The 25,648-nt window shown below is 71.3% G+C and carries 28 protein-coding genes; 11 read left to right on the top strand and 17 right to left on the bottom strand.

The genetic code is table 11. The annotated features are described in order from the left end of the window. The first annotated feature begins 239 nt into the window (after nt 1-239). Together AC1DUE_RS13415 and AC1DUE_RS13410 are read left to right on the top strand one after the other, a co-directional pair. A complete protein-coding gene (locus tag AC1DUE_RS13415) occupies nt 240-527 on the top strand; it encodes an exodeoxyribonuclease VII small subunit (RefSeq protein WP_477039922.1) in 288 nt (95 codons plus the stop codon). After that, the gene (locus AC1DUE_RS13410) at nt 524-1,456 is read left to right on the top strand and encodes a carbohydrate kinase family protein (protein ID WP_477039921.1); all 933 of its coding nucleotides are present in this window, start codon (nt 524-526) and stop codon (nt 1,454-1,456) included. Before AC1DUE_RS13415 ends, AC1DUE_RS13410 begins: the two co-directional genes overlap by 4 nt. Nucleotides 1,457-1,498: 42 nt before the next feature. Here AC1DUE_RS13410 and AC1DUE_RS13405 read toward each other — a convergent pair whose 3' ends face one another. From AC1DUE_RS13405 to AC1DUE_RS13390, 4 genes are read right to left on the bottom strand one after another with little or no spacing between them, the layout of a single operon-like run. Next, nucleotides 1,499-2,758 carry an ABC transporter ATP-binding protein gene (locus AC1DUE_RS13405; protein WP_477039920.1) on the bottom strand — a complete coding sequence of 420 codons (1,260 nt, stop codon included), beginning with the start codon at nt 2,756-2,758 and terminating at the stop codon, nt 1,499-1,501. Nucleotides 2,759-2,792: 34 nt separating this feature from the next. Next, complete coding sequence (locus AC1DUE_RS13400) at nt 2,793-3,641, bottom strand: carbohydrate ABC transporter permease (protein WP_477039919.1); 849 nt, start codon at nt 3,639-3,641, stop codon at nt 2,793-2,795. Then, nucleotides 3,641-4,597: a carbohydrate ABC transporter permease gene (locus AC1DUE_RS13395; RefSeq protein ID WP_477039918.1), complete on the bottom strand. Its 957-nt coding sequence runs from the start codon at nt 4,595-4,597 to the stop codon at nt 3,641-3,643. The genes AC1DUE_RS13400 and AC1DUE_RS13395 overlap by 1 nt, the downstream gene beginning before the upstream one ends. Then, nucleotides 4,594-5,889 carry a sugar ABC transporter substrate-binding protein gene (locus AC1DUE_RS13390; protein ID WP_477039917.1) on the bottom strand — a complete coding sequence of 432 codons (1,296 nt, stop codon included), beginning with the start codon at nt 5,887-5,889 and terminating at the stop codon, nt 4,594-4,596. Before AC1DUE_RS13390 ends, AC1DUE_RS13395 begins: the two co-directional genes overlap by 4 nt. A 124-nt stretch (nt 5,890-6,013) precedes the next feature. Between AC1DUE_RS13390 and AC1DUE_RS13385 the strand changes: the two genes are divergently transcribed. After that, nucleotides 6,014-6,646 carry a carbonic anhydrase gene (locus AC1DUE_RS13385; RefSeq protein WP_477039916.1) on the top strand — a complete coding sequence of 211 codons (633 nt, stop codon included), beginning with the start codon at nt 6,014-6,016 and terminating at the stop codon, nt 6,644-6,646. A gap of 7 nt (nt 6,647-6,653) precedes the next feature. Here AC1DUE_RS13385 and AC1DUE_RS13380 read toward each other — a convergent pair whose 3' ends face one another. Further along, nucleotides 6,654-6,974, bottom strand: coding sequence for a DUF2087 domain-containing protein (locus AC1DUE_RS13380; protein WP_477039915.1), 321 nt, complete (start codon nt 6,972-6,974; stop codon nt 6,654-6,656). Between the two features lie 73 nt (nt 6,975-7,047). On the opposite strand from AC1DUE_RS13380, the gene AC1DUE_RS13375 reads away from it, so the two are divergent. Beyond that, complete coding sequence (locus AC1DUE_RS13375) at nt 7,048-8,490, top strand: class II fumarate hydratase (protein ID WP_477039914.1); 1,443 nt, start codon at nt 7,048-7,050, stop codon at nt 8,488-8,490. On the opposite strand, the gene AC1DUE_RS13370 is transcribed toward AC1DUE_RS13375, so the two are convergent. The 3 genes from AC1DUE_RS13370 to AC1DUE_RS13360 are packed head-to-tail and all read right to left on the bottom strand — an operon-like array spanning nt 8,393 to nt 11,353. Beyond that, nucleotides 8,393-10,033: a DHA2 family efflux MFS transporter permease subunit gene (locus AC1DUE_RS13370; protein WP_477039913.1), complete on the bottom strand. Its 1,641-nt coding sequence runs from the start codon at nt 10,031-10,033 to the stop codon at nt 8,393-8,395. The genes AC1DUE_RS13375 and AC1DUE_RS13370 overlap by 98 nt on opposite strands. 59 nt (nt 10,034-10,092) lie before the next feature. Further along, nucleotides 10,093-10,722, bottom strand: coding sequence for a PadR family transcriptional regulator (locus AC1DUE_RS13365; RefSeq protein ID WP_477039912.1), 630 nt, complete (start codon nt 10,720-10,722; stop codon nt 10,093-10,095). Between the two features lie 58 nt (nt 10,723-10,780). Beyond that, nucleotides 10,781-11,353 carry a class I SAM-dependent methyltransferase gene (locus AC1DUE_RS13360; RefSeq protein ID WP_477039911.1) on the bottom strand — a complete coding sequence of 191 codons (573 nt, stop codon included), beginning with the start codon at nt 11,351-11,353 and terminating at the stop codon, nt 10,781-10,783. 57 nt (nt 11,354-11,410) lie between these two features. On the opposite strand from AC1DUE_RS13360, the gene AC1DUE_RS13355 reads away from it, so the two are divergent. Further along, nucleotides 11,411-11,896 carry a MarR family winged helix-turn-helix transcriptional regulator gene (locus AC1DUE_RS13355; RefSeq protein WP_477039910.1) on the top strand — a complete coding sequence of 162 codons (486 nt, stop codon included), beginning with the start codon at nt 11,411-11,413 and terminating at the stop codon, nt 11,894-11,896. 9 nt (nt 11,897-11,905) lie between these two features. On the opposite strand, the gene AC1DUE_RS13350 is transcribed toward AC1DUE_RS13355, so the two are convergent. Further along, on the bottom strand, nt 11,906-13,228 hold the full coding sequence (locus AC1DUE_RS13350) for a PhoH family protein (RefSeq protein WP_477039937.1): 1,323 nt from the start codon (nt 13,226-13,228) through the stop codon (nt 11,906-11,908). A 351-nt stretch (nt 13,229-13,579) separates the two neighbouring features. Further along, entirely contained in the window at nt 13,580-14,341 is a 762-nt protein-coding gene (locus AC1DUE_RS13345) for an isoprenyl transferase (protein WP_477039909.1), read from the bottom strand. Between the two features lie 164 nt (nt 14,342-14,505). Here AC1DUE_RS13345 and trhA point away from each other — a divergent pair, with 164 nt between their 5' ends. Further along, nucleotides 14,506-15,213, top strand: a complete 708-nt coding sequence (trhA, locus tag AC1DUE_RS13340) for a PAQR family membrane homeostasis protein TrhA (RefSeq protein ID WP_477039908.1) — start codon at nt 14,506-14,508, stop codon at nt 15,211-15,213. Here the strand turns inward: trhA and AC1DUE_RS13335 are convergent. Genes AC1DUE_RS13335 through mca form a run of 3 tightly spaced genes read right to left on the bottom strand, consistent with a single transcriptional unit; the run spans nt 15,206 to nt 17,231 of the window. Beyond that, nucleotides 15,206-16,027 carry a carbon-nitrogen hydrolase family protein gene (locus AC1DUE_RS13335; protein ID WP_477039907.1) on the bottom strand — a complete coding sequence of 274 codons (822 nt, stop codon included), beginning with the start codon at nt 16,025-16,027 and terminating at the stop codon, nt 15,206-15,208. The two genes, trhA and AC1DUE_RS13335, sit on opposite strands and share 8 nt — an antisense overlap. Beyond that, on the bottom strand, nt 16,024-16,377 hold the full coding sequence (locus AC1DUE_RS13330; RefSeq protein ID WP_477039906.1) for a hypothetical protein: 354 nt from the start codon (nt 16,375-16,377) through the stop codon (nt 16,024-16,026). Before AC1DUE_RS13330 ends, AC1DUE_RS13335 begins: the two co-directional genes overlap by 4 nt. Continuing rightward, nucleotides 16,374-17,231 carry a mycothiol conjugate amidase Mca gene (gene mca / locus AC1DUE_RS13325; protein ID WP_477039936.1) on the bottom strand — a complete coding sequence of 286 codons (858 nt, stop codon included), beginning with the start codon at nt 17,229-17,231 and terminating at the stop codon, nt 16,374-16,376. The genes AC1DUE_RS13330 and mca overlap by 4 nt, the downstream gene beginning before the upstream one ends. A 142-nt stretch (nt 17,232-17,373) precedes the next feature. On the opposite strand from mca, the gene AC1DUE_RS13320 reads away from it, so the two are divergent. Beyond that, nucleotides 17,374-17,766 carry a DUF4307 domain-containing protein gene (locus tag AC1DUE_RS13320; RefSeq protein WP_477039905.1) on the top strand — a complete coding sequence of 131 codons (393 nt, stop codon included), beginning with the start codon at nt 17,374-17,376 and terminating at the stop codon, nt 17,764-17,766. Between the two features lie 155 nt (nt 17,767-17,921). Next, entirely contained in the window at nt 17,922-18,407 is a 486-nt protein-coding gene (gene greA, locus AC1DUE_RS13315) for a transcription elongation factor GreA (protein WP_477039904.1), read from the top strand. Between the two features lie 115 nt (nt 18,408-18,522). On the opposite strand, the gene ilvA is transcribed toward greA, so the two are convergent. From ilvA to AC1DUE_RS13300, 3 genes are read right to left on the bottom strand one after another with little or no spacing between them, the layout of a single operon-like run. After that, complete coding sequence (gene ilvA / locus AC1DUE_RS13310; RefSeq protein WP_477039903.1) at nt 18,523-19,725, bottom strand: threonine ammonia-lyase; 1,203 nt, start codon at nt 19,723-19,725, stop codon at nt 18,523-18,525. After that, nucleotides 19,722-20,987 carry an AI-2E family transporter gene (locus AC1DUE_RS13305; protein WP_477039902.1) on the bottom strand — a complete coding sequence of 422 codons (1,266 nt, stop codon included), beginning with the start codon at nt 20,985-20,987 and terminating at the stop codon, nt 19,722-19,724. Before AC1DUE_RS13305 ends, ilvA begins: the two co-directional genes overlap by 4 nt. Next, on the bottom strand, nt 20,984-22,201 hold the full coding sequence (locus AC1DUE_RS13300; protein ID WP_477039901.1) for a cystathionine gamma-synthase: 1,218 nt from the start codon (nt 22,199-22,201) through the stop codon (nt 20,984-20,986). Before AC1DUE_RS13300 ends, AC1DUE_RS13305 begins: the two co-directional genes overlap by 4 nt. A gap of 124 nt (nt 22,202-22,325) precedes the next feature. On the opposite strand from AC1DUE_RS13300, the gene msrA reads away from it, so the two are divergent. After that, on the top strand, nt 22,326-22,994 hold the full coding sequence (gene msrA, locus AC1DUE_RS13295; protein ID WP_477039935.1) for a peptide-methionine (S)-S-oxide reductase MsrA: 669 nt from the start codon (nt 22,326-22,328) through the stop codon (nt 22,992-22,994). A gap of 222 nt (nt 22,995-23,216) precedes the next feature. On the opposite strand, the gene AC1DUE_RS13290 is transcribed toward msrA, so the two are convergent. Further along, the gene (locus AC1DUE_RS13290; protein ID WP_477039900.1) at nt 23,217-23,516 is read right to left on the bottom strand and encodes an Rdx family protein; all 300 of its coding nucleotides are present in this window, start codon (nt 23,514-23,516) and stop codon (nt 23,217-23,219) included. A gap of 30 nt (nt 23,517-23,546) precedes the next feature. Here AC1DUE_RS13290 and AC1DUE_RS13285 point away from each other — a divergent pair, with 30 nt between their 5' ends. Then, nucleotides 23,547-24,398, top strand: a complete 852-nt coding sequence (locus AC1DUE_RS13285) for a CPBP family glutamic-type intramembrane protease (RefSeq protein WP_477039899.1) — start codon at nt 23,547-23,549, stop codon at nt 24,396-24,398. Further along, complete coding sequence (locus tag AC1DUE_RS13280; RefSeq protein WP_477039898.1) at nt 24,395-25,642, top strand: D-arabinono-1,4-lactone oxidase; 1,248 nt, start codon at nt 24,395-24,397, stop codon at nt 25,640-25,642. The genes AC1DUE_RS13285 and AC1DUE_RS13280 overlap by 4 nt, the downstream gene beginning before the upstream one ends. Nucleotides 25,643-25,648 lie beyond the last annotated feature (6 nt).

Raw genomic sequence — 25,648 nt, 5'->3', positions numbered from 1 at the left:
GCAACCACCAGTGCGGACGTTCCAGAGCTGGAGCCGCGGACGTCCGCCCTCGTGTGGCCTATGGCAACCACCAGTGCGGACGTTGCAGAGCTGGAGCCGCGGACGTCCGCCCTCGTGTGGCCTATGGCACCTACGAGTGCGGACGTTGCTCGGTGGTCGGCAGGGGTTCGTCGGGACGGGTGTCTCGCGTGGTGCGACGAGGTGCGGTGGTGTGGGCCGCGGCTGGTTGACTGTCTCCCGTGCCGAAGGCGTCCAACCCCACCCCCCATGCCGACGTGAGCGGGCTCGGCTACGAGCAGGCCCGCGACGAGCTCGTCTCCGTCGTCGCCCGGCTCGAGGCCGGCGCCCAGACCCTCGAGGAGTCGCTCGCCCTGTGGGAGCGCGGCGAGGCGCTCGCCGCCCGCTGCCAGGAGTGGCTCGACGGGGCACGGCAGCGGCTCAGCGCCGTCCGCGAGAAGGCCGCACCCGAGGCGGAGCCCGACATCGACGACGAGATCACACCCGACGACATCGAGGAGCAGGGATGACCGCCGCAGCACAGGACCGCGCACTTGTCGTCGGGGAGGCCCTCATCGACGAGGTCGCCCGCCCCGACGGGAGCCGTGAGCGGCACCCCGGCGGCAGCCCGGCCAACGTCGCCCTCGGCCTGGGCCGGCTCGGTCGCACGGTGGACCTGCTCACCTGGCTCGGCGAGGACGCGGACGGCGACCTGGTCCGTCGCCACCTCAACAGCTCGCACGTGCACGTGCTGACCGGCGACCGCTGCGCCACGCGGACGCCCGTGGCGACCGCGAACATCGACGCCGCCGGCGTGGCGAGCTACCAGTTCGACCTCGAGTGGGACCTGCCGAGCTCGTGGGACGAGGCCGAGGGCGACCCGCTCGTCGTGCACACGGGCTCGATCGCCACGGTCCTGCAGCCGGGCGGCACGGCGGTCGAGCGGCTGATCGCACGCAGCCAGGCGACGTCGACGATCACCTACGACCCGAACCTGCGCCCCGTGCTCATGGGCTCCCCCGCGCACGCTCTGCCGGTCGTCGACGCGCTCGTGCGCCTGGCCGACGTGGTCAAGGTCAGCGACGAGGACCTCGCCTGGCTGCACCCGGGCGTCGCGCCGGCCGAGATCGCCGAGGAGTGGAGCCGGTCCGGGCCGTCGCTCGTCGTCGTCACGCACGGCGGCGAGGGCGCGTTCGCCAGCACGTCCGCGGGCGCACGCCTGCAGGTCGTGGCCCCGAAGGTGCAGGTCGCGGACACCGTGGGCGCCGGCGACTCCTTCATGGGCGGCCTGATCGACGGCCTGTGGTCCGCCGGTCTGCTCGGCGCCGCGAACCGGCAGGCGCTGGCTGACGCCGACACCGCGGTGCTGCAGGGCGTGCTCGAGCGCTGCGCGCAGATCGCCGCGATCACGGTCTCCCGCGTGGGCGCCAACCCGCCCACCACGGACGAGCTGGCGTAAGCCGCAGGTGCCGCCCGCTGCGTCGGGCGGCACCCCGCCGGGCTACGCGCTGGCTGCCTCGCGGGCGTGGGCGCGCTCCAGTGAGGCCTTGCGGTCGGCCTCGTTCTCCTCGTCGATCCGGCGTGCCTCGTCGGAGTTCCAGGTGAGGTTCTCGCCGGACTCGGGGTCGAAGATCATCGCCCGCGCCGGGTCGAACCACAGGGGCGCCTGGTCGCCGTCGCGGATCTTGCTCTCGGAGTCGAGCGCGACGATGAGCTGCGTGCGCAGGCCTTCACCGTCGAGGTCGCGGTCGAGCTCCTCCAGCTTGCCCGCCACGTCGGGGTTCGTGTCGAACGGGATGTAGGCGTAGAGCTCCGACCCCAGCCACTCGGTGACGTCGACGGGCGCGTTGAACTCCACCCCCTGGCTGCGCTTGGCCGTCTCGAGTAGCGCCGCGTCCTCGAAGTGCTCGGGTCGCAGTCCGACGATCACCAGGTTCTTGCCGGCGAGCGTCCTAGACAGCTCGGGGGTCAGCGGGATGTCCGCGAACGGCAGCCGCAGCACGCGTCCGTCGACCACCTCGCCGGGCAGGAAGTTCATGGGCGGCGAGCCGATGAAGCCGGCGACGAAGAGGTTCTTCGGCTGCTCGTACAGGCCGCGTGGGCTGGCGACCTGCTGGAGCTCGCCCTTGCGCAGGACGGCGACGCGGTCGCCCAGCGTCATGGCCTCGGTCTGGTCGTGCGTGACGTAGACGGTCGTGGTGCCCAACCGGCGCTGCATGCGCGCGATCTCGGTGCGCATCTGGCCGCGCAGCTTGGCGTCGAGGTTGGACAGCGGCTCGTCGAAGAGGAACGCCTGCGCCTCGCGCACGATCGCGCGGCCCATCGCGACGCGCTGCCGCTGACCACCGGACAGGTTGGCGGGCTTGCGGTCGAGGTGGTCCTGCAGCTCGAGGGTCTTGGCCGCGAACTCGACCTTCTCCTTGATCTGCGCCTCGGTGAACCTGCCCTTCTGCAGCCGCAGCGGGAACGCGATGTTCTCGAAGACGGTCAGGTGCGGGTACAGGGCGTAGTTCTGGAACACCATCGCCAGGTGCCGGTCGCGCGGGGCGCGGTCGTTGACCCGCTTGCCGTCGATCGTCAGGTCGCCGGAGGTGATGTCCTCCAGGCCGACGATCATCCGCAGGAGCGTCGACTTCCCGCATCCCGACGGTCCGACGAGAATGACGAACTCGCCGTCGGCGATGTCCAGGCTGACGCCCTTCACGGCCAGGTAGCCGTCGCCGTACTGCTTGACGATGTTGTTCAGGGTGATGGCGGCCATCGGGACTCCTTCGTAGGACTAGCTGGGCGGGGCATCAGCCCTTGACGGCACCCTGGGTGAGGCCGGACACGATCTGGCGCTGGAACAGCAGGACGAGGATCACGACAGGGATGGTCACCACGACGGCCGCGGCCGAGATGGCGCCCGTGGGCTCCTCGAACTGCGAGGCGCCGGTGAAGAAGGCGAGTGCCGCGGGCACGGGCCGTGCGGCGCTCGTCGACGTGAGCGAGATGCCGTAGACGAAGTCGTTCCAGGCGATGAAGAACGCGATCAGCGCGGTGGTGAAGACGCCGGGGGCGGCCAGCGGGATGATCGCCTTGCGGAAGGCCTGCCACGTCGTCGCCCCGTCGACCTGCGCGGCCTGCTCGAGCTCCCACGGGATCTGCCGGAAGAACGCCGCCAGGGTCCAGATGGAGATCGGCAGGGTCAGCGACAGGTACGGGATGATCAGGCCGAGCCAGGTGTCGTACAGGCCGATCTCGCGCCAGAGGTTGAACAGCGGCGTGACGATCGAGATGACCGGGAAGATCGAGACACCGAGCGCGGTGAGCAGGACCAGCCGCTTGCCGGGGAAGTCGAGCCGGGCGATGGCGTAGGCGGCCAGGGTCGCCAGGACGACGGCGATGCCGGTCGCGATGAGGCAGATGCCGATCGAGTTGCGCAGCGCGGACAGGAACAGCTCCTGCGCAGGTCCGCCGTCGGTCAGGATCTGCTGGTAGTTGGTCCAGGACCACGTCTGGGGGAAGAGCGTCCCCGCGTTCAGCTGGCTCGGCAGCTTGAAGGACGTCGCGAAGATCGAGAGCACCGGGAACAGCGCGTAGACGATGACGACGATCGAGATGACGCCCCAGGCCCACTTGGCCCGTGTCGAGAGCTGCTTCATCACCGACCACCCCTCGAGCCCGCGAGATCGACCTTGAACAGCTTGACGGCGACCCAGCAGATGAGGAGCACGCAGCCGAACAGCAGGACCGAGATGGCCGAGCCGAGGCCTATCTCGAGGCGTCCGATGGATGTTCGATAAGCGAGCAGCGACAGAACCTCGGTGCCGTTCGCGCCGTTGGTCATGATGAAGACGTTGTCGAAGATGCGGAACGCGTCCAGGGCCCGGAACAGGACGGCGACCATGATCGCGGCCTTCATGTTCGGGAGGACCACGCGCGTCAGCCGCTGCCACCAGGTCGCCCCGTCGACCTCGGCGGCCTCCTCCAGCTCGGTCGGCACCTGCGACAGGCCGGCCAGGAGGAGCAGCGAGATGAACGGGGTCGTCTTCCAGATCTCGGAGGCGATGATGACGAACAGCGACGTGCCGCGCTGCGCGAACCAGTTGAGGTCGGGGTTGATGCCCGGCACCCAGTCGAACCAGTTGTTGATGTACCCGGAGCTGATGTCGAACGCGTAGAACCACGCGAACGCCGAGACCACCGTGATGATGCCGTAGGGCACGAGGATCGCCGTGCGCAGCAGACCGCGCAGCGACTTGATGGCGCGGTGCATGACCAGCGCGAGCGCGAAACCGATGATCAGCTCGACGATCACCGTGACGACCGTGATGAAGACCGTCACGCCGAGCGCCTGCCAGAAGATCGGGTCGGTGAGCACGACCACGTAGTTGCTCAGGCCCGCGAAGCTCTTGTCGTTCGGCGCGGTCAGGCGGAAGTGGAACAGCGAGTCGTAGACGGCCTGCAGGATCGGGTACAGCGTGACGGCGAGCATCACGACGAACGCCGGTCCGGCGAGCAACCAACCGAGCCGCGCCTCGGCCTTGGCGCGGTCGCTGCGGCCGGCCTTGGCCGCAGCGTCACGCAGGTCCGGCGGCGTGGTGACCTGAGCGGTCATAGCAGCTGCTCCCCTCGAAGCACGGCAGTGATCAGGTCCGTGGACTCCTTGGGCGTCGTCTTCGGGTTGACGGCGCTCGGCGGGTGCCAGGTCTGCTGCAGACCGGTGGACACCTCGTTGTAGTAGGGCGTCTGCGGTCGCGGTACGGCCTGCTCGAGCGACTGCTCGATGACGTCGGCCATCGGGAAGGCCTCCTTCACCGCGGGGTCGTCGTAGGCCTCGGTGTTGGACGGCGGGTTGCCGTTCGTCGCGAAGTACTGCGCCTGGTGCTCAGGCGTCACGATGCACTGCGCCGCCTCGTACGCCAGGTCGACGTGGTTGCTGAAGGCGCCGATGCCGAGGTTGATGCCGCCGTAGGGAGGGGCGGTCGGCTGGTCGGCGCTGACCTGCGGGTAGAGAGCCCAGCCGATGTCGTCGACGAGCGACTGCGGCAGCGTGCCGTCCGTGACGCCCGCGTTGGTGGCCGACCAGACGAACGGCCAGTTCACCATGAAGGAGCCCTTGTCCCCCTGGAAGATGGTCAGCGAGACGCCTTCGTCCTCCGTGGGGAGCGCGGGACCGCCGAGCCCTTCCTTGCCGATCGTGCCCATGATCGTCGCGGCGGCCTCACCGGCCGGCGACTCGAGGCCCAGCTTGATCTCGTCGGCGGGTGCGTCCGGGTTCTCGATGATCTTCCCACCGGCGGAGGCCACGAGTGCGTTGATCCACACAGTGAGCGACTCGGCCTTCGTGCCCTGCACGGACAGGTACTTGTCCTGGTCCTTGGCCGCCTTCATGATCTGGTCCCACGTCACGGGCGCGGTCGCCGGGTCGAGGCCCGCCGCCTTCGCCACGGACTTGCGGTACCAGAGCAGCTGCGTGTTGGCCCAGAAGGGGACGGTGACCAGCTTGTCCTTCCACTTGGCACCGGCGAGGGCACCGGCCACCACGTTCTGCGTGACCTTCTGCTCGACGTCGTCCGGCACCGGGGCGAGGAAGCCGGGCTCGGCCAGCTCGGGGATGAACGGCGGGTCCAGGCTCATGATGTCGATCGACGAGTCCTTGGCCGCCAGGCGCCGGGCCAGCTGCTCGCGCTGGGCGCTCGCGTCACGGGGCAGGAGCGAGGTCTCGATCGTGTAGGCACCGTTGGCGGACTCGGTGCACTGCTTGGCGATCTCGGTCTGGCCGCCGTTGTCGGGGTTGATGTACCACGTGAGCTTCGGCGGACCCGATCCCTCGCTCGCGCACGCAGCGAGCGGGGTGGCGACCGCCAGACCCACGACGAGGGCGAGTGCCCGTGAACGTCGTCGCACGAGAGTCCTCCGAACTGAGGCGTCGTCGCCTCATAACCTTGGGTACTCCTGTGAGCCCGCGACCGCCACCCCAGATGTCCGATTCGTTTGGCACGACGTCACCGGGACCTGCGACGATGGCGCCGTGACTCGACCCACCACCCCGGCAGAAGCGTGGACCGCACTACGCGAGGGCAACGAGCGCTTCGTGCGCGGCGAGATGCTCCACCCGTCGCAAGGTGTGGACCATCGTGCAGAGCTCAGCGCGGCGCAGCACCCCTTCGCGGTGATCTTCGGGTGCTCGGACTCACGGGTCGCCGCGGAGATCATCTTCGACCAGGGCCTCGGCGACGTGTTCGTCGTCCGGACGGCCGGTCACGTGCTCGACACGACCGTCATCGGCTCGATCGAGTACGGCGTCGACGTGCTGGGTGCCTCGCTCGTCGTGGTGCTCGGGCACGACAGCTGCGGGGCCGTCGCCGCCGCGACGACCGCGCTGACCACCGGCGAGCTGCCGACCGGGTTCGTGCGGGCCATCGTCGACCGCGTGATCCCGAGCATCGTCAACCTCGCCGGCGGGGGCTCCGGCGCCGCCCTGTCCTCGCTCGACCCCGCGGTGCTCGGCCACGAGCACGTCAAGCACACCGTGCGGATGCTGCAGGGCTACTCGCGCTCGCTCGCGGAGTCGGTCGACGAAGGACGCGTCGCGATCGTGGGCCTGGAGTACACGCTCGCGGACGGCACGGTCCACCTCTCCGAGGCCGTCGGGGCGGTCTGAGGTCCGGCTACGGCCACCACACGTCGTCCGGCCGCGGCAGCGCGCCCGCCTCGTCGTCGTGCGGCGTCTGGCGCTCGCGCCAGTAGGTCGAGCCGTCCGCGCGACGACCCAGCAGCCCGGCCTCGACCAGGTCCCGGCGCAGGCGCACCGGGTCGTCCGTCAACGCGGCGATCCGCTCCGTGACCTCGGCCTCCGTCAGCCACTCCCCCGGTGCGAGCACCCGGGCGACGAGGTGCTCGAGCACCAGGTCCCGGTCGGCGTGGCGTCGCGGGGTGCGGACCAACCTGCCGTGGTCGAGGAATCGCTGCGCGCGGCACTCGTCGTCCATGTCTCGATCGTGCCCGTTCGCGCTTCGTCACACCCGGCGGAACGCTCCCCGTGGGTGCGGCAGGATGGTCGTCATGACTGCTGAGTTCCGCATCGAGCACGACACCATGGGTGAGGTCCGGGTCCCGGTCGACGCCCTCTACCGGGCGCAGACGCAGCGCGCCGTCGAGAACTTCCCGATCTCCGGCAACCGCCTCGAGCGTGGCCACATCGAGGCGCTGGCCCGCATCAAGAAGGCCGCCGCCCGCGCCAACGCCGAGCTGGGCGTGCTGTCGCCCGAGATCGCCGAGGCCATCGTGGGAGCCGCCGACGACGTCGCCGCCGGCACCTACGACGGCGACTTCCCGATCGACATCTACCAGACCGGCTCGGGCACGAGCTCGAACATGAACACCAACGAGGTGCTCGCCACGCTGGCGACCCGACGCCTCGGGAGCGACGTCCACCCGAACGACCACGTGAACGCGTCGCAGTCCTCGAACGACGTGTTCCCGACCTCGGTGCACGTCGCCGCGACGGCCGGCGTGGTCCGCGACCTCGTCCCCGCGCTCGCGCACCTGGCCGAGGCGCTGGAGGCCAAGTCCGTCGAGTGGGCGCAGGTGGTCAAGTCCGGCCGCACGCACCTCATGGACGCCACGCCGGTCACGCTCGGCCAGGAGTTCGGCGGGTACGCCGCTGCGGTCCGGTACGGCATCGAGCGGCTCGAGTCGGCCCTCCCCCGCGTCGCTGAGGTCCCCCTCGGTGGGACCGCGGTCGGCACGGGGATCAACACCCCGGCCGGGTTCCCGCAGCGCGTCATCGAGCTGCTGCGCGAGGACACCGGCCTGCCCCTGACCGAGGCGCGCGACCACTTCGAGGCCCAGAGCGGTCGCGACGGCCTCGTCGAGCTGTCGGGCGCGCTGCGGACGATCGCGGTCAGCCTCACCAAGATCTGCAACGACCTGCGCTGGATGGGCTCCGGCCCGAACACCGGCCTGGGCGAGATCGCGATCCCGGACCTGCAGCCGGGCTCGTCGATCATGCCCGGCAAGGTCAACCCGGTGATCCCGGAGGCGGTGCTCATGGTCGCCGCGCGCGTGATCGGCAACGACGCCACCGTCGCGTGGGCCGGTGCGAGCGGCTCGTTCGAGCTCAACGTGCAGATCCCCGTGATCGCGGCCGGCGTGCTCGAGTCGATCCGGCTGCTGACCAACGCGTCCCGGCTGCTGGCCGACAAGACGGTCGCCGGCCTGGTCGCCAACGTCGACCGTGCCCGCGCGCTGGCCGAGTCGTCCCCGTCGATCGTCACCCCGCTCAACCGGGTGATCGGCTACGAGGCGGCCGCGAAGATCGCCAAGCACGCCGTCAAGCAGGGCATCACCGTGCGGCAGGCCGTCATCGACGTCCTCGATGTACGAGGACCGGGCCTTCTGTTGTACGTCAGACCTCGGCGGGGACGGGAACAGCCCCGACGGGCGCCTCGGCATGGTGCGTCCGGCCGCCCTTCATGGCCACGCTCGCGACGAACCCGAGCATGAGCACGACGACCGTGAACAGGATCGTCTGCGTGACGGCGGTCGCGAAGCCGGAGTGCACGGCTGCGGTCGCGGCGGCCTGGATCTGCGCCGCCACGTCGGCCGGCACGCCGTCCGGAACCTGGATGCCGCCCGCGGACCCGTTGGCGAACGCGCCCCCGGCGTTGGCGAACCCGTCGATGAAGCCCTGTCGGGCGTCCGGCGGCAGGTTGGCCGCCTGGTCGCGCGCCGCGGCCGGGATGGTGACGGCGAGGCGCGCCGTGAGCAGCGCGACGATGACGGCCGAGCCGATGACGCCACCGATCTGCCGGGTCGTGTTGAACGCGCCGGCGCCCGCTCCCGCGGTCCGCTGGTCGAGGCCGGAGGTGGCCAGCGACGCCAGCGGCGAGAACAGCGCACCGGTGCCGACGCCGAAGAGCGACATGGGCAGGATCAGCTGCCACAGCGGAGCATCGGGCTCGATGGCGATGGCCAGGAGGAACACCGAGATCGAGACCAGCAGGAAGCCGGTGGCGACGACCCACTTGGCGGCGATCCGGTCGGAGAGCCGACCCGCGAACGGCGCGACGATGCCGGACAGCAGGGACCCCGGCAGACCGATCAGGGCCGCGTTGAGCGGGCTCAGGCCGAGGACCTCCTGCAGGAACAGCGTGAGCGGGAAGAAGATGCCGGTGAGCCCGAAGGTCACCGCGGCGCCGGCCACGTTGGACAGGGAGAAGTTGCGGCTGTGGAACAGGGACAGCGGCAGGAGCGCGTCGGCCTTGAGGTGGCGCTGCCAGAGCACGAACGCGGTCAGGACCACGACGCCCGCGCCGATGACGCTCCAGACCGTGATCGGTCCGGCGATGGTGCCCCAGTCGTAGGTGGCACCCTCCTGGATGCCGAAGACGAGCAGGAACATGCCGCCGACGGACAGGAGCACGCCGAGTCCGTCGAACGTCCGGTTGGCCGTCGGCAGGGTGGGCAGGCGCGTGATGGCGAACCAGAGGGCCACGACCGCGACCGGGATGTTGATGTAGAAGATCCACTCCCAGCCGGCCGACTCGACCAGGATGCCGCCGAGGACGGGGCCGGCGATCGTCGCGACACCCGCGACGGCGCCCCAGATGCCCAGGGCCGCACCGCGCTTCTGCGGCGGGAAGACGCGCGTGATCATCGACATGGTCTGCGGCGTCATGAGCGCGGCACCGATGCCCTGGACGGCGCGGGCGGCGATGAGCATGCCGATCGAGCCGGACAGGCCGCACCACAGCGAGGCCGTGGTGAAGATCACGAGGCCGAGGATGAAGACGGGGCGCGGTCCGAACCGGTCGCCCAGGCGTCCAGTCACCAGGAGCAGGGTGGCGAAGGTGAGCAGGTAGGCGCTGTTCACCCAGCCGACGGCCGTCAGGTCGGCGTCGAACGCCGTGATGAGCGACGGGATGGCGATGTTCACGATCGTGGTGTCGACCATGATCATGAAGAAGCCCAGGCAGAGCGCGGGCAGGATGCTCCACGGCGAGCGGCCGTGGAGGTCGACGAGTGCCCGAGGCGACTCAGTGGTCATGGGGGTGTCCTTGATCGAGGGTTGTTGCTGGAGAGACGATCCGGAAGCGGCTGGATCGACTATGCCGTGGGGGTCTGACAGGCCTTGAGCTCGTGGCGGGCCTCGGCGTACTCGGGCGGGATCGGTTCGCCCCAGCCGAGGGCGTCGGTGCGGAGCTCCTCGATCGTCCGGTCGAGGAACGCGATGTCCGCTCCCAGCATGGCGATCTCGTGCTCGACGTCCAGCCGATATCTGCGCGGCAGACCGACCGCGCCGAGCCGGTCCTGCGCCGTCCAGAGCAGGGCCATGCGCTCGGACTGGCGGTCGCGACGACGCGCGAGCTGCTCGACGACGACGTCCGCCGGCACCTCGTGCGCCTCCGCCAGGCCGACGGGGAACAGCGGGTAGGCGCGGTGGTCGTCGCCGAGGAACGACGCGAGCCGATCGACGCAGGCGGCCCGGCCCGCGTCGGTGATCCGGTACAGCGTCCGCTCCGGGCGGTTGCCCGAACGCTCGGTCCCGGCGGCCTCGACGAGGCCCTCCTTCTCGAGCCGCTCGACACCGTGGTAGACGGCTCCGGCGTTGACGCGCACGAGCCGGGTGTCGCCGCGCTCCACCAGGGTCTGGTGCACCTGGTACGGGTGCATCGGCTGCTCGTGCAGGAGCGCGAGGATCAGCACGGCCACGGCCGAGAGCTCTCCGATCGCCATGCCACATCCTCCCGTCTGACTATTCCAACCGGAATATAACCACGGGAGGGCTCGAATGTCACGCCGGTTCGACGACCAGCCGCGCGATCGGGTTCAGCAGGGACGGCGGACGCTCCCGACGCACCCGCGAGGTCGCCCGCAGCCCGTCCGCGGCCTTCTGCGCCCGCCGGACGGCCGGACGCACGTCGTAGATCCAGGCCCGACCGCCCGGTCGCACCACGCGCCGGACCTCGCGCAGGCCGGCCGCCGGGTCGTCCCAGTGGTGCTGGCTGATCGTGGAGACGACGAGGTCGAAGCTCGCGTCCGGGAACGGCAGCGCACAGACGTCGGCGACGGCGAACGTCACCCGGGCCGCCCCGGACCCCTCCTGTGCGCGGGCGATCATCTCGGGCGAGAGGTCGACCGCGTCGAGCTCGAGGTCGGGGCACGCCTCGCCGAGCAGCCGCGGCACCACGCCCGGCCCGGTCCCGACGTCGAGGACGCGTGCGCCGGGCGGCAGGCCCAGGGCGACCACGTCGCGGACGACGCGGGCGTACATGGGCGCCGCGACCCGCAGGGCGAACCGCTCGTACTGCCCCGGGTGACGCGCGAGCCCGAACATCGTGGCGTGCGCGCCGTGCGTGGTGGCCATGGGGTTCTCCTCTATAGTTGTACGACACAACTCTTCCGGAGAGCGTAGGTCCAACAGTTGTATGGCACAACCTTTCCCGACGACGATCTTCGCCGGTTCCTCCAGCAGCTCGTCCGTCATGGCGGGCTGCTCGAGCCGTCGCACGCGGCGTCGATGCACGGCGGCGTGTCGATCTCGGAGTCGATCGCGCTGGGCGAGCTGTCCGAGGCCGGCGAGATGTCGCAGCAGGAGCTGGCCACCCGTCTCGGCCTCGAGAAGAGCACCGTCAGCCGGTTGGCGGCCGGCATGGAGGGCCGCGGCTGGCTGTCGCGGGTGCGCGACGACGAGAACCGGCGGCTGTACCGGCTGCGCCTGACCGACGAGGGCTCGCAGGTCGCCAGCCGCGTCGGCGCCGAGCTGCGCGCGACCCACCAGCAGCTGCTCGGACGGCTCACGCCCGACGAGCGGCGCGCCCTCACGGTCGGGCTCGGCGCCCTGAGCAGGGTGCTGTCGGACCTGCACGCAGAACGCCCGGGCCCCCACGAGGAGGACCCGGGCGCCTGACGGGAGGCGTCAGACCTCGATGCCCTCCAGCAGCTCGGTGACCAGGGCGGCGACGGGCGACCGCTCGGACCGCGTCAGCGTGACGTGCGCGAAGAGGGGGTGGCCCTTGAGCGCCTCGATCACGGCCGCGACCCCGTCGTGCCGGCCGACCCGCAGGTTGTCGCGCTGCGCGACGTCGTGGGTCATCACGACGCGCGAGCTCTGCCCGATGCGGGACAGGACCGTCAGGAGCACGTTGCGCTCCAGCGACTGCGCCTCGTCGACGATCACGAACGCGTCGTGCAGCGAGCGCCCGCGGATGTGGGTCAGCGGCAGGACCTCGAGGATGTCGCGGTCCATGATCTCCTCGACGACCTCCTTGCTGACCAGCGCGCCGAGGGTGTCGAAGACCGCCTGCGCCCAGGGGTTCATCTTCTCGTCGGCCCCGCCGGGCAGGTAGCCCAGGTCCTGGCCGCCCACTGCGTACAGCGGGCGGAAGACCATGACCTTGCGGTGCTGACGACGCTCGAGGACGGCCTCGAGACCCGCGCACAGGGCCAGCGCGGACTTGCCGGTGCCGGCGCTGCCGCCGAGCGAGACGATGCCGATCTCCTCGTCGAGGAGCAGGTCGATCGCGATCCGCTGCTCGGCGGACCGGCCGTGCAGGCCGAACACGTCCCGGTCGCCGCGGACCAGCTGCACGTGCTTGTCGGCGGTCACGCGACCGAGCGCCGACCCGCGCGGGCTGTGCAGCACGAGACCCGTGTGGCAGGGCAGGTCGTTCGGGTTCGTCGACGCCATCGACGTCGGCGCGAAGCCCGTGGCGACGTCCGCGAGCGCGATCGACTCGTGCTCCCACAGGGCCGACATCTGGTTCTCGGCGAGGTCGAGGGAGTCCATCCCGGTCCAGCCGGAGTCGACCACCTGCTCGCCGCGGTACTCCTCGGCGCGCAGGCCGCACGCGGACGCCTTCACGCGCATCGGGAGGTCCTTGGAGACGACGGTGACGTCGTTGCCCTCGGCGGCCAGGTTGGCCGCGACCGCGAGGATCCGGGTGTCGTTGTCGCCCAGCCGGAACCCTGCCGGCAGGACCGTGAGGTCCGTGTGGTTCAGCTCGACCGTGAGCGTGCCGCCCTCGTCGCCGATCGGGAGCGGGACGTCGAGGCGACCGTGCTGCACGCGCAGGTCGTCCAGCATCCGCAGGGCCGAACGGGCGAAGTAGCCGAGCTCCGCGTGGTGGCGCTTGGCCTCCAGCTCCGTGATGACGACGACGGGGAGGACCACGTCGTGCTCGGCGAACCGCAGGATCGCCCGCGGGTCCGAGAGGAGGACGGAGGTGTCGAGCACGTGCATCCTGCGGCCGTCCGTCTCCTCGACGGACTTCGGGGTGTTCTGCGCCTTGTTCACCACGGCAGGCTCCCTCTGGCGCTACGTGCGCCGAGACGAGCACCGAAGACCGGCCACCTGCTGCAGGGACACGTCCCAGGGCAGGTTCACGCACCGATGTTCGGCGACGGGACGGGGGCGGTCGGCCCCTCCGAAGAGGGTGGGCCGGATCCGGCCCTCCTCCCGGAGCGAGTGCTCCATGGGCTGGCCTCCCGGGGACAACGGTCGCTGTCCTCTACGGCGGAAACTACCTCGCGAACGCCGCTGTCCAGCCCGACACGCGACAACGTCACACCGTGTTCACCTGAACAGTTCGCCCTAGCGGCCGAGCCGGCGCTCCCGAGCCGCGTACGCACGGACGGCCCGCAGGAAGTCGACGCGACGGAAATCCGGCCAGTACGCCTCGCAGAAGTAGAACTCGGAGTGCGCGCTCTGCCAGAGCAGGAACCCGCCGAGCCGCTGCTCCCCGGAGGTGCGGATGACCAGCTCGGGGTCCGGCTGGCCCTTGGTGTAGAGCCGGTCGGCGATGTGACCCATGTCGAAGTCCTCGGCCAGCTCGTCCAGGCTCGACCCGGCCTCCGCGTGCTCGCGCAGGAACGCCTTGACGGCGTCGGCGATCTCGCGACGACCCCCGTAGCCCACCGCGACGTTCACGTGCAGGCCGACGATCCCCGTGGTCGCGTCCTGGGCGGCGACGAGCGCCTTGGCCGTGTGGTCGGGGAGCATGTCGAGCGCCCCGACCGCCTGCACCCGCCACCGTCCGCTGGCCGCCAGCTCGCCGACGACGTCCTCGATGATCGCCAGCAGCGGCTCGAGCTCGTCGGGCGAGCGCTCCAGGTTGTCCGTCGAGAGGAGCCACAGCGTGACCACCTCGACGCCGATGTCCTCGCTCCACTCGAGCAGGTCGGCGATCTTGTCACCGCCCGCCCGGTGGCCGTGCGCCGTGGACCCGCCGACGCTGCGGGCCCACCGGCGGTTCCCGTCGAGGATGACGCCGACGTGGCGCGGGATGCCCTCCCGGGGGATCGAGGTCGCCAGCCGTCGCTCGTACAACCCGTAGAGCGGGTGGGGCAGGCGCACGCGCGCTCCTCCTCGTGTGGTGGCCGGACCCGCACACGCTACTCGCTCGGAACGTCGTCGTCCCGGGCGGTTCGGGGCATGATCGAGGTCGGTCGACATCGCTACCTACGGTGTCGTAACCTACGCAATCGTAAGTTAGGTCGCGACGAAACGAGATCCGCTTCATGAGCACGTCCCCCGCATCGGGTTCGTCGGACGCCAGCGGCCTCCCCGAGGTCGTCGACAAGGTCGCCGAAGCGGTCAAGCCCCACCTGCGCGGCTGGATCCACCTCGGTGTCACCCCGTTCGTCGTCGTCGCGTCGATCGTGCTCGTCGTGCTCTCCCCGACGGCCACCGCCAAGTGGTCCTGCGCCGTCTTCGGGGTGACGGCGATCATGCTCTTCGGCACCAGCGCGCTGTACCACCGGGGGCACTGGTCGCCGACGACCTCCGCGGTCCTGCGCCGGCTCGACCACACCAACATCTTCCTGATCATCGCGGGCACCTACACGCCGCTGTCGATCCTGCTGCTGCCCTCGGACACAGCCCGCGTCCTGCTCATCGTCGTCTGGGCCGGCGCGCTCATCGGGCTGCTGGCGCGCGTCTTCTGGCTCGGCGCCCCGCGCTGGGTCTACGTGCCGGTCTACGTCGCGCTCGGCTGGGTGGCCGTCTGGTTCTTCCCGTCGTTCTACCGCGCGGGCGGCCCGTGGATCGTGTTCTGGATCGCGCTCGGCGGGCTCGCCTACACGCTCGGCGCGGTGGTCTACGGCACCAAGCGGCCCAACCCGAGCCCCCGGTGGTTCGGGTTCCACGAGGTGTTCCACGCGCTGACGGTGGTCGGCTTCGGCTGCCACTACATCGCGGTGTCGATGGCGTCCTACGCCTCTAGCTGAGCGGCACCACGGTGTAGCGACGGTTCGCCAGCGACGGGTTCTGCAGGCGGACCTCGAGCATGGCGTCCCCGTCGATGTCGACCGTGCGGATGCTCGGGTCCGCGTCGAACTCCATGCCCACCACACCGTCGGGCCCGACGACGATCGACCGCCCGACGACCCCGCGCCCGGCCTGCCCGACGCCGAGCACGGTCGCGGTGTTCTCGATCGCCCGGGCCACCGCCAGTGCGCGCCAGTGCATCGCCTTGTTCTCCCCGTCGGCCCACGCCGCCGGCACCACGATCACCTGCGCGCCCGCGTCGACCAGGCGGCGCGCCGACTCCGGGAACCGCAGGTCGTAGCAGGTCATCACGCCGAACGACAGGCCACCGACCTCGATCACCAGGGGCGCGGCGTCGGCCGGGCCGGCCGCGAGCCGGTCGGACTCGCGCTGGCCGAAGGCGTCGTAGAGGTGCACCTTGCGGTACAGCCCGACGAGCGTGCCGGTCGCGTCCACCGCGACGATCGCGTTCACGCCGTGCTCGGGGTCCGGGCCGGGCAGCGTGGTGCCGGCGAGCACCGCGACCTTGGTCCGGGCGGCACGCTCGCGCAGCATCGCGACGAACGGCCCGCCGAGCGGTTCCGCGTGCTCCGGCCCGACGCCGCGCGGATTGAACCCCGACGCGTACTCGGGCAGGACCAGGAGGTCCGAGCGGCGCCCCGCGGCGATCTTGAACGCGTCCCTGATGATCTCGCGGTTGGTCCCGTGGCCCGCCGTGACCTCCAGCTGACCGATCGTCACGCGGACGGCGGGCCGCTCCGGGGGCTTGCTCACCGCGACCGGCCCGGCTCGTCGTCGTCCCGCGCGTCCCACACCACGGGGACGTCCGCGTCGACCTCGGAGTCCGGTCCCCCGGCGCCCGCGTCGATCACGCCGACGTCCAGGTGCGGCCGGTCGTTGTCGTCGTCGTCGGCGAACGGGTCGCCCTTCTCCTCGTCGAGACCCAGCTGCTTCGCGCGGCGGTCGACCCGGCGCATCTGCTTGGTCAGCGAGAGGAACAGGAAGACGGCCGCGATCGCGACGAGGAACGTGAAGACGAACCCGAGGAAGCCCGGCGAGCCGCCCTGGGTCGGGTCGATGGCGACGCTCGGCGACGGGCTCGGCTCGACCAGCAGACGGATCACGAAGCGCCGTCCCGCAGCCCGGCGAACAGGTCGTCCTCCGGGAGGTTCGTCGGCACCCGGGACTGCGCGAGCTCGTACTCCTCGGTCGGCCACTTGGCCAGCTCGATCTCGCGCGGCATCGCGAAGAAGAAGCCGTCCGGGTCGATCTGCGTGGCGTGCGCCCGCAGCGCCGCGTCCCGCTGCTCGAAGTACTCGCTGGCGTCGATCCGGGTGGTGATCTCGCGCTCGGGCGTCTCGCGGGCCTCGCGCGACTCGATCCACTCCCCGAACGGGGACTCGCGGCCCGCCTCCAGCAGCGCCTCGTGGATCGCGCGCATGCGCGCCAGCGAGAAGCCGCCGTTGTAGTAGAGCTTCGACGGCGTCCACGGCTCGCCCCGGCCGACGTAGCGCTCGGGGTCGCCGGCGGCCTCGAAGGCCTCGACCGACACCTTGTGGCACATGATGTGGTCGGGGTGCGGGTAGCCGCCGTTCTCGTCGTACGTGGTGATCACGTGCGGCTTGAAGCTGCGGACGAGCTCGACCAGCGGGGCGGCGGCCTCCTCCAGCGGGACCAGCGCGAAGCAGCCCTCCGGCAGCGGCGGGAGCGGATCCCCCTCGGGCAGGCCCGAGTCGACGAAGCCCAGCCAGCGGTGCTGCACGCCGAGCGCCGCGGCGGCCGCGGCCATCTCGTCGCGCCGCAGGGCCTGCATGCCCTCGATCCCGCCCGGGACCTCGCCATAGCCGGGGTTCAGCACGTCGCCGCGCTCCCCGCCCGTGCAGGACACGACCAGGACGTCGACACCCTCGGCCGCATACTTCGCCGTGGTCGCCGCGCCCTTGCTCGACTCGTCGTCGGGGTGGGCGTGCACCGCCATCAGGCGCAGCCGCTCTCCGGTCACCTCAGGCCTCCTCGGTCCGCCCGCCGGTCCTCGGCGTGAGCGGGTGGTTGGACGAGAGACAATGATCGCTCACGCGGCGGTCCTGTCGCGCCACCCGCCCGACCCCCGGAGGAACGTCGTGACCGTCCTGCAGCCGCCTCCCGGCCGCTACGGTCCTGCGCCGACCTCCCCGTCGCGCCGCCGCCTCTGGATCTGGGGGTTCGCGGTCGTCGGGCTCGCCGTGACGGTCTGGATCGGCCTGAACGTCGCCGGCCAGCCCGTGTCGTGGAAGGACGTCGGGTTCCACGTGCAGGGTCCGCAGGCCACCGACGTCACGTTCGAGGTCACCAAGCCGAAGGACGCGACCGTGACCTGCCAGGTCAAGGCCCTCTCCGAGTCCTATGCGGAGGTCGGGGTGCGCTCCGTGGTGGTCGGTCCCTCGGACGACGCCTCGCAGCGCGTCACGGCCACCGTGCAGACCACCGAGCTGGCCGTCAGCGGCACCGTCGACAGGTGCGACATCACCCCCTGAGATGGGCTGCCGGTGAGGTGACTTGCTATCCTGTTCGTTTCCACGCCGCCCCGGGTCTGGCGTCGTCGTTCGTCGACGCGACCGAGACAGGGCGGTTCTCGTGTCTCTGGCCCCCTCCCGGGGCCTGACCAACGCATTGTGTGAAAGGAGCGATCGTGACCGAAACGAATGCAGCCACCTGGCTGACGCAGGAGGCCTACGACCGGCTCACTGCAGAGCTCGCCCACCTCGAGGGGCCCGGTCGCGACGAGGTCGTCGCGCGCATCTCGGCGGCCCGCGACGAGGGTGACCTCAAGGAGAACGGCGGCTACCACGCGGCGCGTGAGGAGCAGGGCAAGCAGGAGGCCCGCATCCGCGAGCTCAAGGAGAAGCTGCGCAACGTGCACATCGGCACGCCGCCGGACAACGGGATCGTCGAGCCCGGCATGGTCGTGACGGCCGTCGTGGCCGGCGACGAGATGGTGTTCCTGCTCGGCTCGCGCGAGATCGCCGGGTCGTCGGACATCGACGTCTACTCTCCGACCTCCCCGCTGGGCGCCGCGATCAACGGCACCAAGATCGGCGACTCGACCAGCTACCTCGCGCCGAACGGTCGCGAGATCGCGGTCTCGATCACCGACGCCAAGCCCTTCACGGGCTGACCCGCTCTGCGCCGAGGCGCCGCCTCCCTGCTGGGGTGCGGCGCCTCTGTCGTGCCTGCCCACCAGCGTCCGCGCTCGTGGGGGCTATGGGACACACGAGTGCGGACGTTGCGGGTCAGGCGTCCGTGAGGCGGTAGCCGGCGGCCGTGAGGGCCTCGACGACGTGGGTGCAGTGGTCCGGGCCCTTGGTCTCGACCTGGACCTCGATGGCGACCTCGTCGAAGGCGAGCGCGGCGCCCGTGCGGGCGTGCGAGACGTGCATGACGTTCGCTCCGGTCGCGGCCAGGTCGTGCAGCAGCGACGCGAGGGCGCCGGGGGTGTCGTCGAGGCGGACGCGCAGCTGCAGGAACCGTCCCGCCGACGCGAGCCCGTGGCGGACCACGCGCATGAGGACGAGCGGGTCGATGTTGCCGCCGGACAGGATCGCGACGACCGGCCCCTGCAGCCCGCCCGGCGACGCCATCAGCGAGGCGACCGCCGCGGCCCCGGACGGTTCGACGAGCATCTTCGCGCGCTCCGCCACGAGCAGCAGCGCCCGCGACAGGTCCTCCTCCGACACGGTCCGGACCGGGATCCGGTGCTCGGACAGGATGCCGAACGGCACGGTCCCGGGGACGCCGACCGCGATGCCGTCGGCCATGGTGCGCAGCTCGGGCGCAGGGATGGGATACCCGGCGGCGAGGGACGCCGGGTAGGACGCCGCGCGCTCCGCCTGCACGCCGATCACCTGGACCGACGGACGCAGCTCGGACAGCGCCGCGACGACACCCGCCGCGAGTCCGCCTCCCCCGATCGGCACCAGCACGGTCGCCACGTCGGGCACCTGCTCGGCGATCTCGAGGGCGATCGTGCCCTGCCCGGCCACGACGTCCTCGTGGTCGAACGGGTGGATGAGGACGGCGCCCGTGCGGTCGGCGTACTCGCGGGCGTGCTGCAGCGCCTCGTCGACGCTGGTCCCGACGGGCTCGACGCGCGCGCCGTACTCGCGGGTGGCCGCGATCTTGGGCAGCGCGGCGTCGACGGGCATGAAGACGACCGACTCGATGCCGAGCATCCGGGCGGCCAGCGCCACCCCCTGCGCGTGGTTCCCGGCGCTCGCGGCGACGACGCCCCGGGACTGCTCCTGCGAAGAGAGCCGGGCCATCCGCACGTACGCCCCGCGCAGCTTGAACGAGCCCGTGCGCTGCAGGTTCTCGCACTTGAGCCAGACCTCGGTGCCGACGAGGTGCGACAGCGCCCGGCTGCGCTGGACCGGCGTGGTGTCGGTGACGCCCTGCAGCAGCTCGGCGGCCGCGCGGACGTCGGCCAGACCGGTCATCGCGGCGTCCCGTCGGCCTCGTGCCCCGGCGTGTCGTCCACGTCGGTGACGGGCGGGAGCTCTCCGCTCTCCTCGTCGGCGGCGAGCGTCGCCTCCTGCTCCATCTCGGCCTCGGCCACCTGCGCGATGGCGCGGTCGAGCACGGGGTGTCCTCGACCGCGGACCGGGACGTGGTCGTCGCGGCCGAGCTGGGGGAACTTGTCGTGCCCGTGCAGGTAGAGGATCACCGTGTTGAGCGTCGCGACGATGGGCACGGCGAACAGGGCGCCGACGATGCCCGCGACGAACGAACCCGCCGCGACCGAGAGCAGCACGGCCACCGGGTGCAGCGACACCGCGTGCCCCATGAGGAACGGCTGCAGGCCGTGGCCCTCGATCTGCTGCACCAGGAGCACGACGGCGAGCATGAGCAGGGCGTTGACCGGTCCGTTGGCGACGAGCGCGACGAGCACGGCGACCGAGCCGGTGACGATGGCGCCGACGATCGGCACGAACGAGCCGAGGAAGACGATGACCGCCAGCGGCGCCGCGAGCGGCACGCCCAGCAGCGCGGCGCCGAGGCCGATGCCGAGCGCGTCGACCGCGGCGACCAGGATCTGGGTGCGCGTGTAGGCGCCCAGGGTCACCAGGCCGCGCCGACCGGCCTGGTGCACGTGCTCGCGGGAGCCGCGCGGCAGCAGACCGACCACCCAGGACCAGATGGTGCGGCCGTCGAGCAGGAAGAAGAACAGGCAGAACAGCGCGATCAGCGCGCCGGCGGCGACGTGGCCCACCGTGGTCGTCGCGTGCAGCGCGCCCGAGACGAGCTCGGAGCTGCCGCCGCTGGCCGACTTCTGGATCTGGTCGACGTACTTCGTGATGTCGTCGGTGCTCAGCTGCAGCGGACCGGTCTCGAGCCACTCGGTGAGCTTGTCGATGCCCTGGGCGGCCTGGTCCCACAGCTCGCCGATGCCCTTGACGATCGAGCGGGTGGCGACGAACACCAGGCCGACGACCACCAGGATCATGCCGACGACGGCGATCCCGACCGCGGCGGCCCGGGGCAGCCTGGTGGTCCGGTCGAGCCAGTTCACGAACGGCGCGAGCAGCACGGTCAGCAGCAGCGCGACCGCGATCGGCACGACGACGACCTTGAGCTCGCTGAGCAGCCAGAGCAGGACCGCGAGCGCGGCGCCGATGAGCAGCAGCCGCCACGACCAGCTGGCTGCGGCCTGGACCGACGGCGGGACCGGTTGGCCCTTGGTGGTGGGCGCGTCGGTCATGCGGGGCGCCCGGCGGCGAGCGCGGCGGCCAGGTCCGCCGTGAGGTCGTCGAGGTCCTCGATGCCGACGGAGAGGCGTACGAGGTCGTCGGGAACCTCGAGCACCGTGCCCGCGACCGACCCGTGCGTCATCTTGTGCGGGTGCTCGATCAGCGACTCCACGCCACCGAGCGACTCCGCGAGCGTGAACACCCGGGTCGCGGCGCAGACCGCCAGCGCCGACTCCTGCGATCCCGTGCGGAACGAGATCATCCCGCCGAACCCGCTCATCTGCTTCGTCGCGACGTCGTGCCCGGGGTGGGACGCGAGCCCCGGGTAGATCACCTCGGTCACCGCCTCGTGCCCCTCCAGGAACGCCGCGATCGCCGTCGCGTTGGCCGTGTGCCGGTCCATCCGCACGGCCAACGTCTTGAGCCCGCGCAGCGTGAGCCAGGCGTCGAACGGACCCGCGACCGCACCCGACGCGTTCTGGTGGAACCGCACCGCGTCGACCAGCGGCCCGTCGAGCCCGACCGGCAGCATCGCGCCCTCCGCGACCACGAGGGCCCCGCCGACGACGTCCGAGTGGCCGCCGATGTACTTCGTCGTCGAGTGCACGACGACGTCGGCGCCGAGCGCGAGCGGCTGCTGCAGGTACGGCGTCGCGAACGTGTTGTCGACGACGAGCAGCGCGCCGACCGAGCGCGCGTGCGCGGCGAGCGTGGCGATGTCGGCGATGCCGAGCAGCGGGTTGGTGGGCGTCTCGACCCAGACGACCTTCGTTCGACCGGGCTGGATGGCGTCCAGGACCGCGTCCGGGTCGGAGAGGTCGACCGCGGTGTGGTCGATCCCCCAGGGCCCGAACACGCGCGCGATCAGGCGGTACGTGCCGCCGTAGGCGTCGTTCGGGACGACGACGTGGTCGCCGGGCCGCAGCGTCGCGCGCAGCAGGGTGTCCTCCGCGGCGAGGCCCGACGCGAACGCGAAGCCGGCGGCGCCGCCCTCGGCCGCCGCGAGCGCCGACTCGAGTGCCGTCCGGGTCGGGTTCGCCGACCGCGAGTACTCGTAGCCGCCGCGCAGGCCGCCGACGCCGTCCTGCTTGTACGTCGAGGTGGCGTAGATCGGCGGCACCACCGCACCCGTCGTCGGATCCGGGTCCTGACCTGCATGGATGGCCCTCGTCGAGAAACCTGCCTTGGACCAGTCGTCCTCGTGGAGCTGCGCGTCGTCCGTCACGATCCCCAGGCTAGGCGGTCCCGCTCGACGGGGCTTCCCACGCGGGAACACGGGCACCACCCGCACCGTTGCACACGCCGGGAGCGACCAGGTGACCACCGGGCTCCCGGAGAGGATCAAGACCATGAACTGGCTGTTCGGATCCGCCCTCAAGACCACGATGGTGACCCCGGAGCGGGCTCTGGCGGGCCGTGACGCGTACGCGTACAAGATCCCCACGACCCACACCGTCCTCGGCACTCCTCTGCAGGGCCCCTGGCCCGAGGGCACCGAGGTCATCTACCTGGCGCTGGGCTGTTTCTGGGGTGCAGAGAAGACCTTCTGGAACCTGCCCGGCGTCGTGACGACCGCCGTCGGCTACCAGGGCGGCTTCACCCCCTTCCCCACCTACGAAGAGACGTGCACCGGCATGACCGGGCACACCGAGATCGTCCTGGTGGCCTACGACCCGGCCGTCGTGTCGGCCGGTGACGTCATCCGCACGTTCTGGGAGAACCACGACCCGACGCAGGGCTACCGGCAGGGCAACGACGCCGGCACCCAGTACCGCTCAGCGATCTACACGACGACGCCCGAGCAGGAGCTGGCCGCGCGCAGCACGCTCGCGGACTTCCAGCCGCGCCTGACCGAGCGGGGCTTCGGCACGATCACGACGGAGATCCGCTCCGCCGACGAGGCCGGCCCGTTCTACTACGCCGAGGGCTACCACCAGCAGTACCTCGACAAGTTCCCGGCCGGCTACTGCCCGGTGCACGCGACGGGCGCCACCTGCCCGCGTCCCACCGGAGCCTGAGCCGTCGGGCGGACGGCCGACTCGCCCCCGCTTGTCGGCCGTCCGTCCGAGGTGGGGCCGGTACGCGTCCCCCGCGGCCGGTGACCGGCCGCCCTCGATCTGGCTCTTCGGGCCGACGGGCGTCGACGCTGACGCCTGCCGGTCCGTGGAGAACGTATCGACAGCCCCGACGGTCGGTCCACGCGTGTCCACGCGGCGTTGGACCCCGGTCCACCTGGGTGTTCACACGTCGGAATGGCCCAGCGGCTTGTCCGGTGCGACGACGTCGCGCACCAGCCGCTTGAGCGCGGTGATCTCCGGGAACCCGCCCTGCTCCTTGCGGTCCCAGAGCAGCACACCGTCCACCTCGACGCGGAAGACCCCGCCGCCGCCCGTCGACGGACGCAGCGCGACCTCGCCGAGCTCGCGCTGGAAGGTGGTCAGGAGCTCCTGGCCGAACCACGCCGCGCGCAGCAGCCAGCGGCACTGCGTGCAGTAGGTGATGGCGATCCGGGGCAGCTGCTGGGGCGTCTCGTCCGTCATGGAGACAGTGTCCGGCACCAGACTGTCGCCATGACCGCGACCTCCGCCTCGTCGACGTCCACGGACCAGGCACCCTCGGTCGGGTTGCTCCGCGTCCTCGCCGCCGCGCTCGTCTGCGGGTCCGCGATCCTGATCTTCGCCGTGCACGTGCGCCCGCTCGGCTACCTGCCGCTCGTCGTCGGCATCGCCCTGGGGCTGCTGGCCGACCGCCGCCTCGGGCGCGACCTCGGCCTGATCGGGCTCGGCATCGCGATCGTCAGCTCGATCTCGCTGCACGCCGACCTGTCGAACGCGGGGATGCTGCGGTTCACCGTGGCGCTCGGCCTCGCGGTCGTCGTGCCCGTGCTGCTCTCCCGCCGCGTCTTCCACGACGACGCGATCCACTTCCCGGTCCGCACCGGCCGCCGCTGGGACCGCTGGCAGGCCGTGTACCTGGTCGCCGTCGCGGTCTTCGCGTACCTGATCCTGCCCGCGTACTTCCTGCGGTCCGGCGTCTGGCAGAACTGGCCGGCCCTCGACGGCCCCGGCGACGTCGCCCGGCTGTTCGTCGGCGTGAACGCCGTGGGGATCTGGGACGAGCTGTTCTTCATCTGCATCGTGCTCGCGCTCCTGCGCACCCACTTCCCGTTCTGGCTCGCGAACGTCCTGCAGACGCTGGTGTTCGTCTCGTTCCTGTGGGAGCTCGGCTACCGGTCGTGGGGGCCGCTGCTGACGGTCCCGTTCGCGCTGGTCCAGGGCTGGATCTTCCGACGGACGACGTCCCTGACCTACGTGGTCTGCGTGCACCTGCTGTTCGACCTCTTCGTGTTCATGGTGCTGGTGCACGCCCACGACCCGGCCCTGTTCGACATCTTCGTGACGGCGCCTACGGTGAGTCCGTGACCCTCACCAACTGGGCAGGCAACTACGCCTACCGCGCCTCCGTCGTGCAGCACCCGCGCAGCGTCGAGGAGCTGTCGCAGATCGTCGCGTCGGCCCGTCGGGTGCGGGCGCTCGGCACCCGGCACTGCTTCAACGACCTCGCCGACGGACCCGGCACGCTCGTCGCCCTGGACGGCCTGCCCTCGTCGGTGCGCATCGATCCCGACGCCCGGACGGTCACCGTCTCGGCCGGGACCCGGTACGGGACGCTGGCCCAGGAGCTGCACTCGGCCGGGTGGGCGCTGGGCAACCTGGCGTCGCTTCCCCACATCTCCGTGGCCGGTGCGGTCGCCACCGCCACGCACGGCTCGGGCGACCGGTCGCAGAACCTGGCGGCCGCCGTGTCGGGCCTGGTTCTCGTGTCCGCCGACGGGTCCCTGCGGTCCGTCGTGCGGGGGGACGACGACTTCGCGGGGTCGGTCGTGGCGCTCGGCGCTCTCGGGATCGCCGTCGAGGTGACGCTCGACATCGAGCCCACCTACGACGTCGTGCAGGAGGTGCACGAGGACCTGCCGTGGGACGCGGCGCTGGCCAACCTCGACGACGTGACCTCGAGCGCCGGCTCGGTCAGCCTGTTCACGGACTGGCGCGGGTCCGGGATCCAGCAGGTCTGGCGCAAGACCCGGGTGTCCCCCTCCTTCGAGCCGCGGGACTCGTTCTACGGCGCCACCCCAGCCACCACCCAGCGCCACCCTCTGCCCGACATCGACCCCGTCCACACGACCGCCCAGCTCGCGTCGCCCGGTCCGTGGCACGAGCGCCTGCCGCACTTCCGCCTCGACTTCACGCCCAGCAACGGTGCCGAGCTGCAGACGGAGTACCTGGTGCCTCGGTCCGGAGCGGTCGAGGCGCTCCAGGCGATCCGTGCCCTCTGCGACCAGATCGCCCCGCTGCTGCAGGTCAGCGAGGTGCGCACGATCGCCGGAGACGACCTCTGGCTCTCCACCGCGCACGGCGGCGACCGCGTCGGCATCCACTTCACCTGGCACCCGCGGGACAACGAGGTGGCCGCCCTCCTGCCCACGCTCGAGGCCGCCCTGGCTCCCTTCGACGCCCGCCCGCACTGGGGGAAGCTCTTCGCCGACGAGGACCGCTCCCTCGCCCGCCTCTACCCCCGCTGGGACGACTTCCGTGCGCTGGTCGCCCGGACCGACCCCGAGGGCGTCTTCCGCAACGCCTTCCTGGAGCGGCACGTTTTGTCGTAGCGCGTC

The sequence above is a fragment of the Cellulomonas sp. P4_A2 genome (assembly GCF_056402515.1).
This window is presented reverse-complemented; position numbering and strand designations above follow the sequence as displayed.

Coding starts and splice junctions, on each gene's coding strand:
- AC1DUE_RS13285 (WP_477039899.1), top strand. CDS start 23,547: ATGACCGCGACCTCCGCCTCGTCGACGTCCACGGACCAGGCACCCTCG.
- mca (WP_477039936.1), bottom strand. CDS start 17,231: ATGGCGGTGCACGCCCACCCCGACGACGAGTCGAGCAAGGGCGCGGCG.
- AC1DUE_RS13410 (WP_477039921.1), top strand. CDS start 524: ATGACCGCCGCAGCACAGGACCGCGCACTTGTCGTCGGGGAGGCCCTC.
- AC1DUE_RS13290 (WP_477039900.1), bottom strand. CDS start 23,516: ATGACGGACGAGACGCCCCAGCAGCTGCCCCGGATCGCCATCACCTAC.
- AC1DUE_RS13400 (WP_477039919.1), bottom strand. CDS start 3,641: ATGAAGCAGCTCTCGACACGGGCCAAGTGGGCCTGGGGCGTCATCTCG.
- AC1DUE_RS13305 (WP_477039902.1), bottom strand. CDS start 20,987: ATGACCGACGCGCCCACCACCAAGGGCCAACCGGTCCCGCCGTCGGTC.
- ilvA (WP_477039903.1), bottom strand. CDS start 19,725: ATGACCGGTCTGGCCGACGTCCGCGCGGCCGCCGAGCTGCTGCAGGGC.
- AC1DUE_RS13375 (WP_477039914.1), top strand. CDS start 7,048: ATGACTGCTGAGTTCCGCATCGAGCACGACACCATGGGTGAGGTCCGG.
- AC1DUE_RS13395 (WP_477039918.1), bottom strand. CDS start 4,597: ATGACCGCTCAGGTCACCACGCCGCCGGACCTGCGTGACGCTGCGGCC.
- AC1DUE_RS13370 (WP_477039913.1), bottom strand. CDS start 10,033: ATGACCACTGAGTCGCCTCGGGCACTCGTCGACCTCCACGGCCGCTCG.
- AC1DUE_RS13380 (WP_477039915.1), bottom strand. CDS start 6,974: ATGGACGACGAGTGCCGCGCGCAGCGATTCCTCGACCACGGCAGGTTG.
- AC1DUE_RS13350 (WP_477039937.1), bottom strand. CDS start 13,228: ATGCACGTGCTCGACACCTCCGTCCTCCTCTCGGACCCGCGGGCGATC.
- trhA (WP_477039908.1), top strand. CDS start 14,506: ATGAGCACGTCCCCCGCATCGGGTTCGTCGGACGCCAGCGGCCTCCCC.
- AC1DUE_RS13405 (WP_477039920.1), bottom strand. CDS start 2,758: ATGGCCGCCATCACCCTGAACAACATCGTCAAGCAGTACGGCGACGGC.
- AC1DUE_RS13360 (WP_477039911.1), bottom strand. CDS start 11,353: ATGGCCACCACGCACGGCGCGCACGCCACGATGTTCGGGCTCGCGCGT.
- msrA (WP_477039935.1), top strand. CDS start 22,326: ATGAACTGGCTGTTCGGATCCGCCCTCAAGACCACGATGGTGACCCCG.
- AC1DUE_RS13365 (WP_477039912.1), bottom strand. CDS start 10,722: ATGGCGATCGGAGAGCTCTCGGCCGTGGCCGTGCTGATCCTCGCGCTC.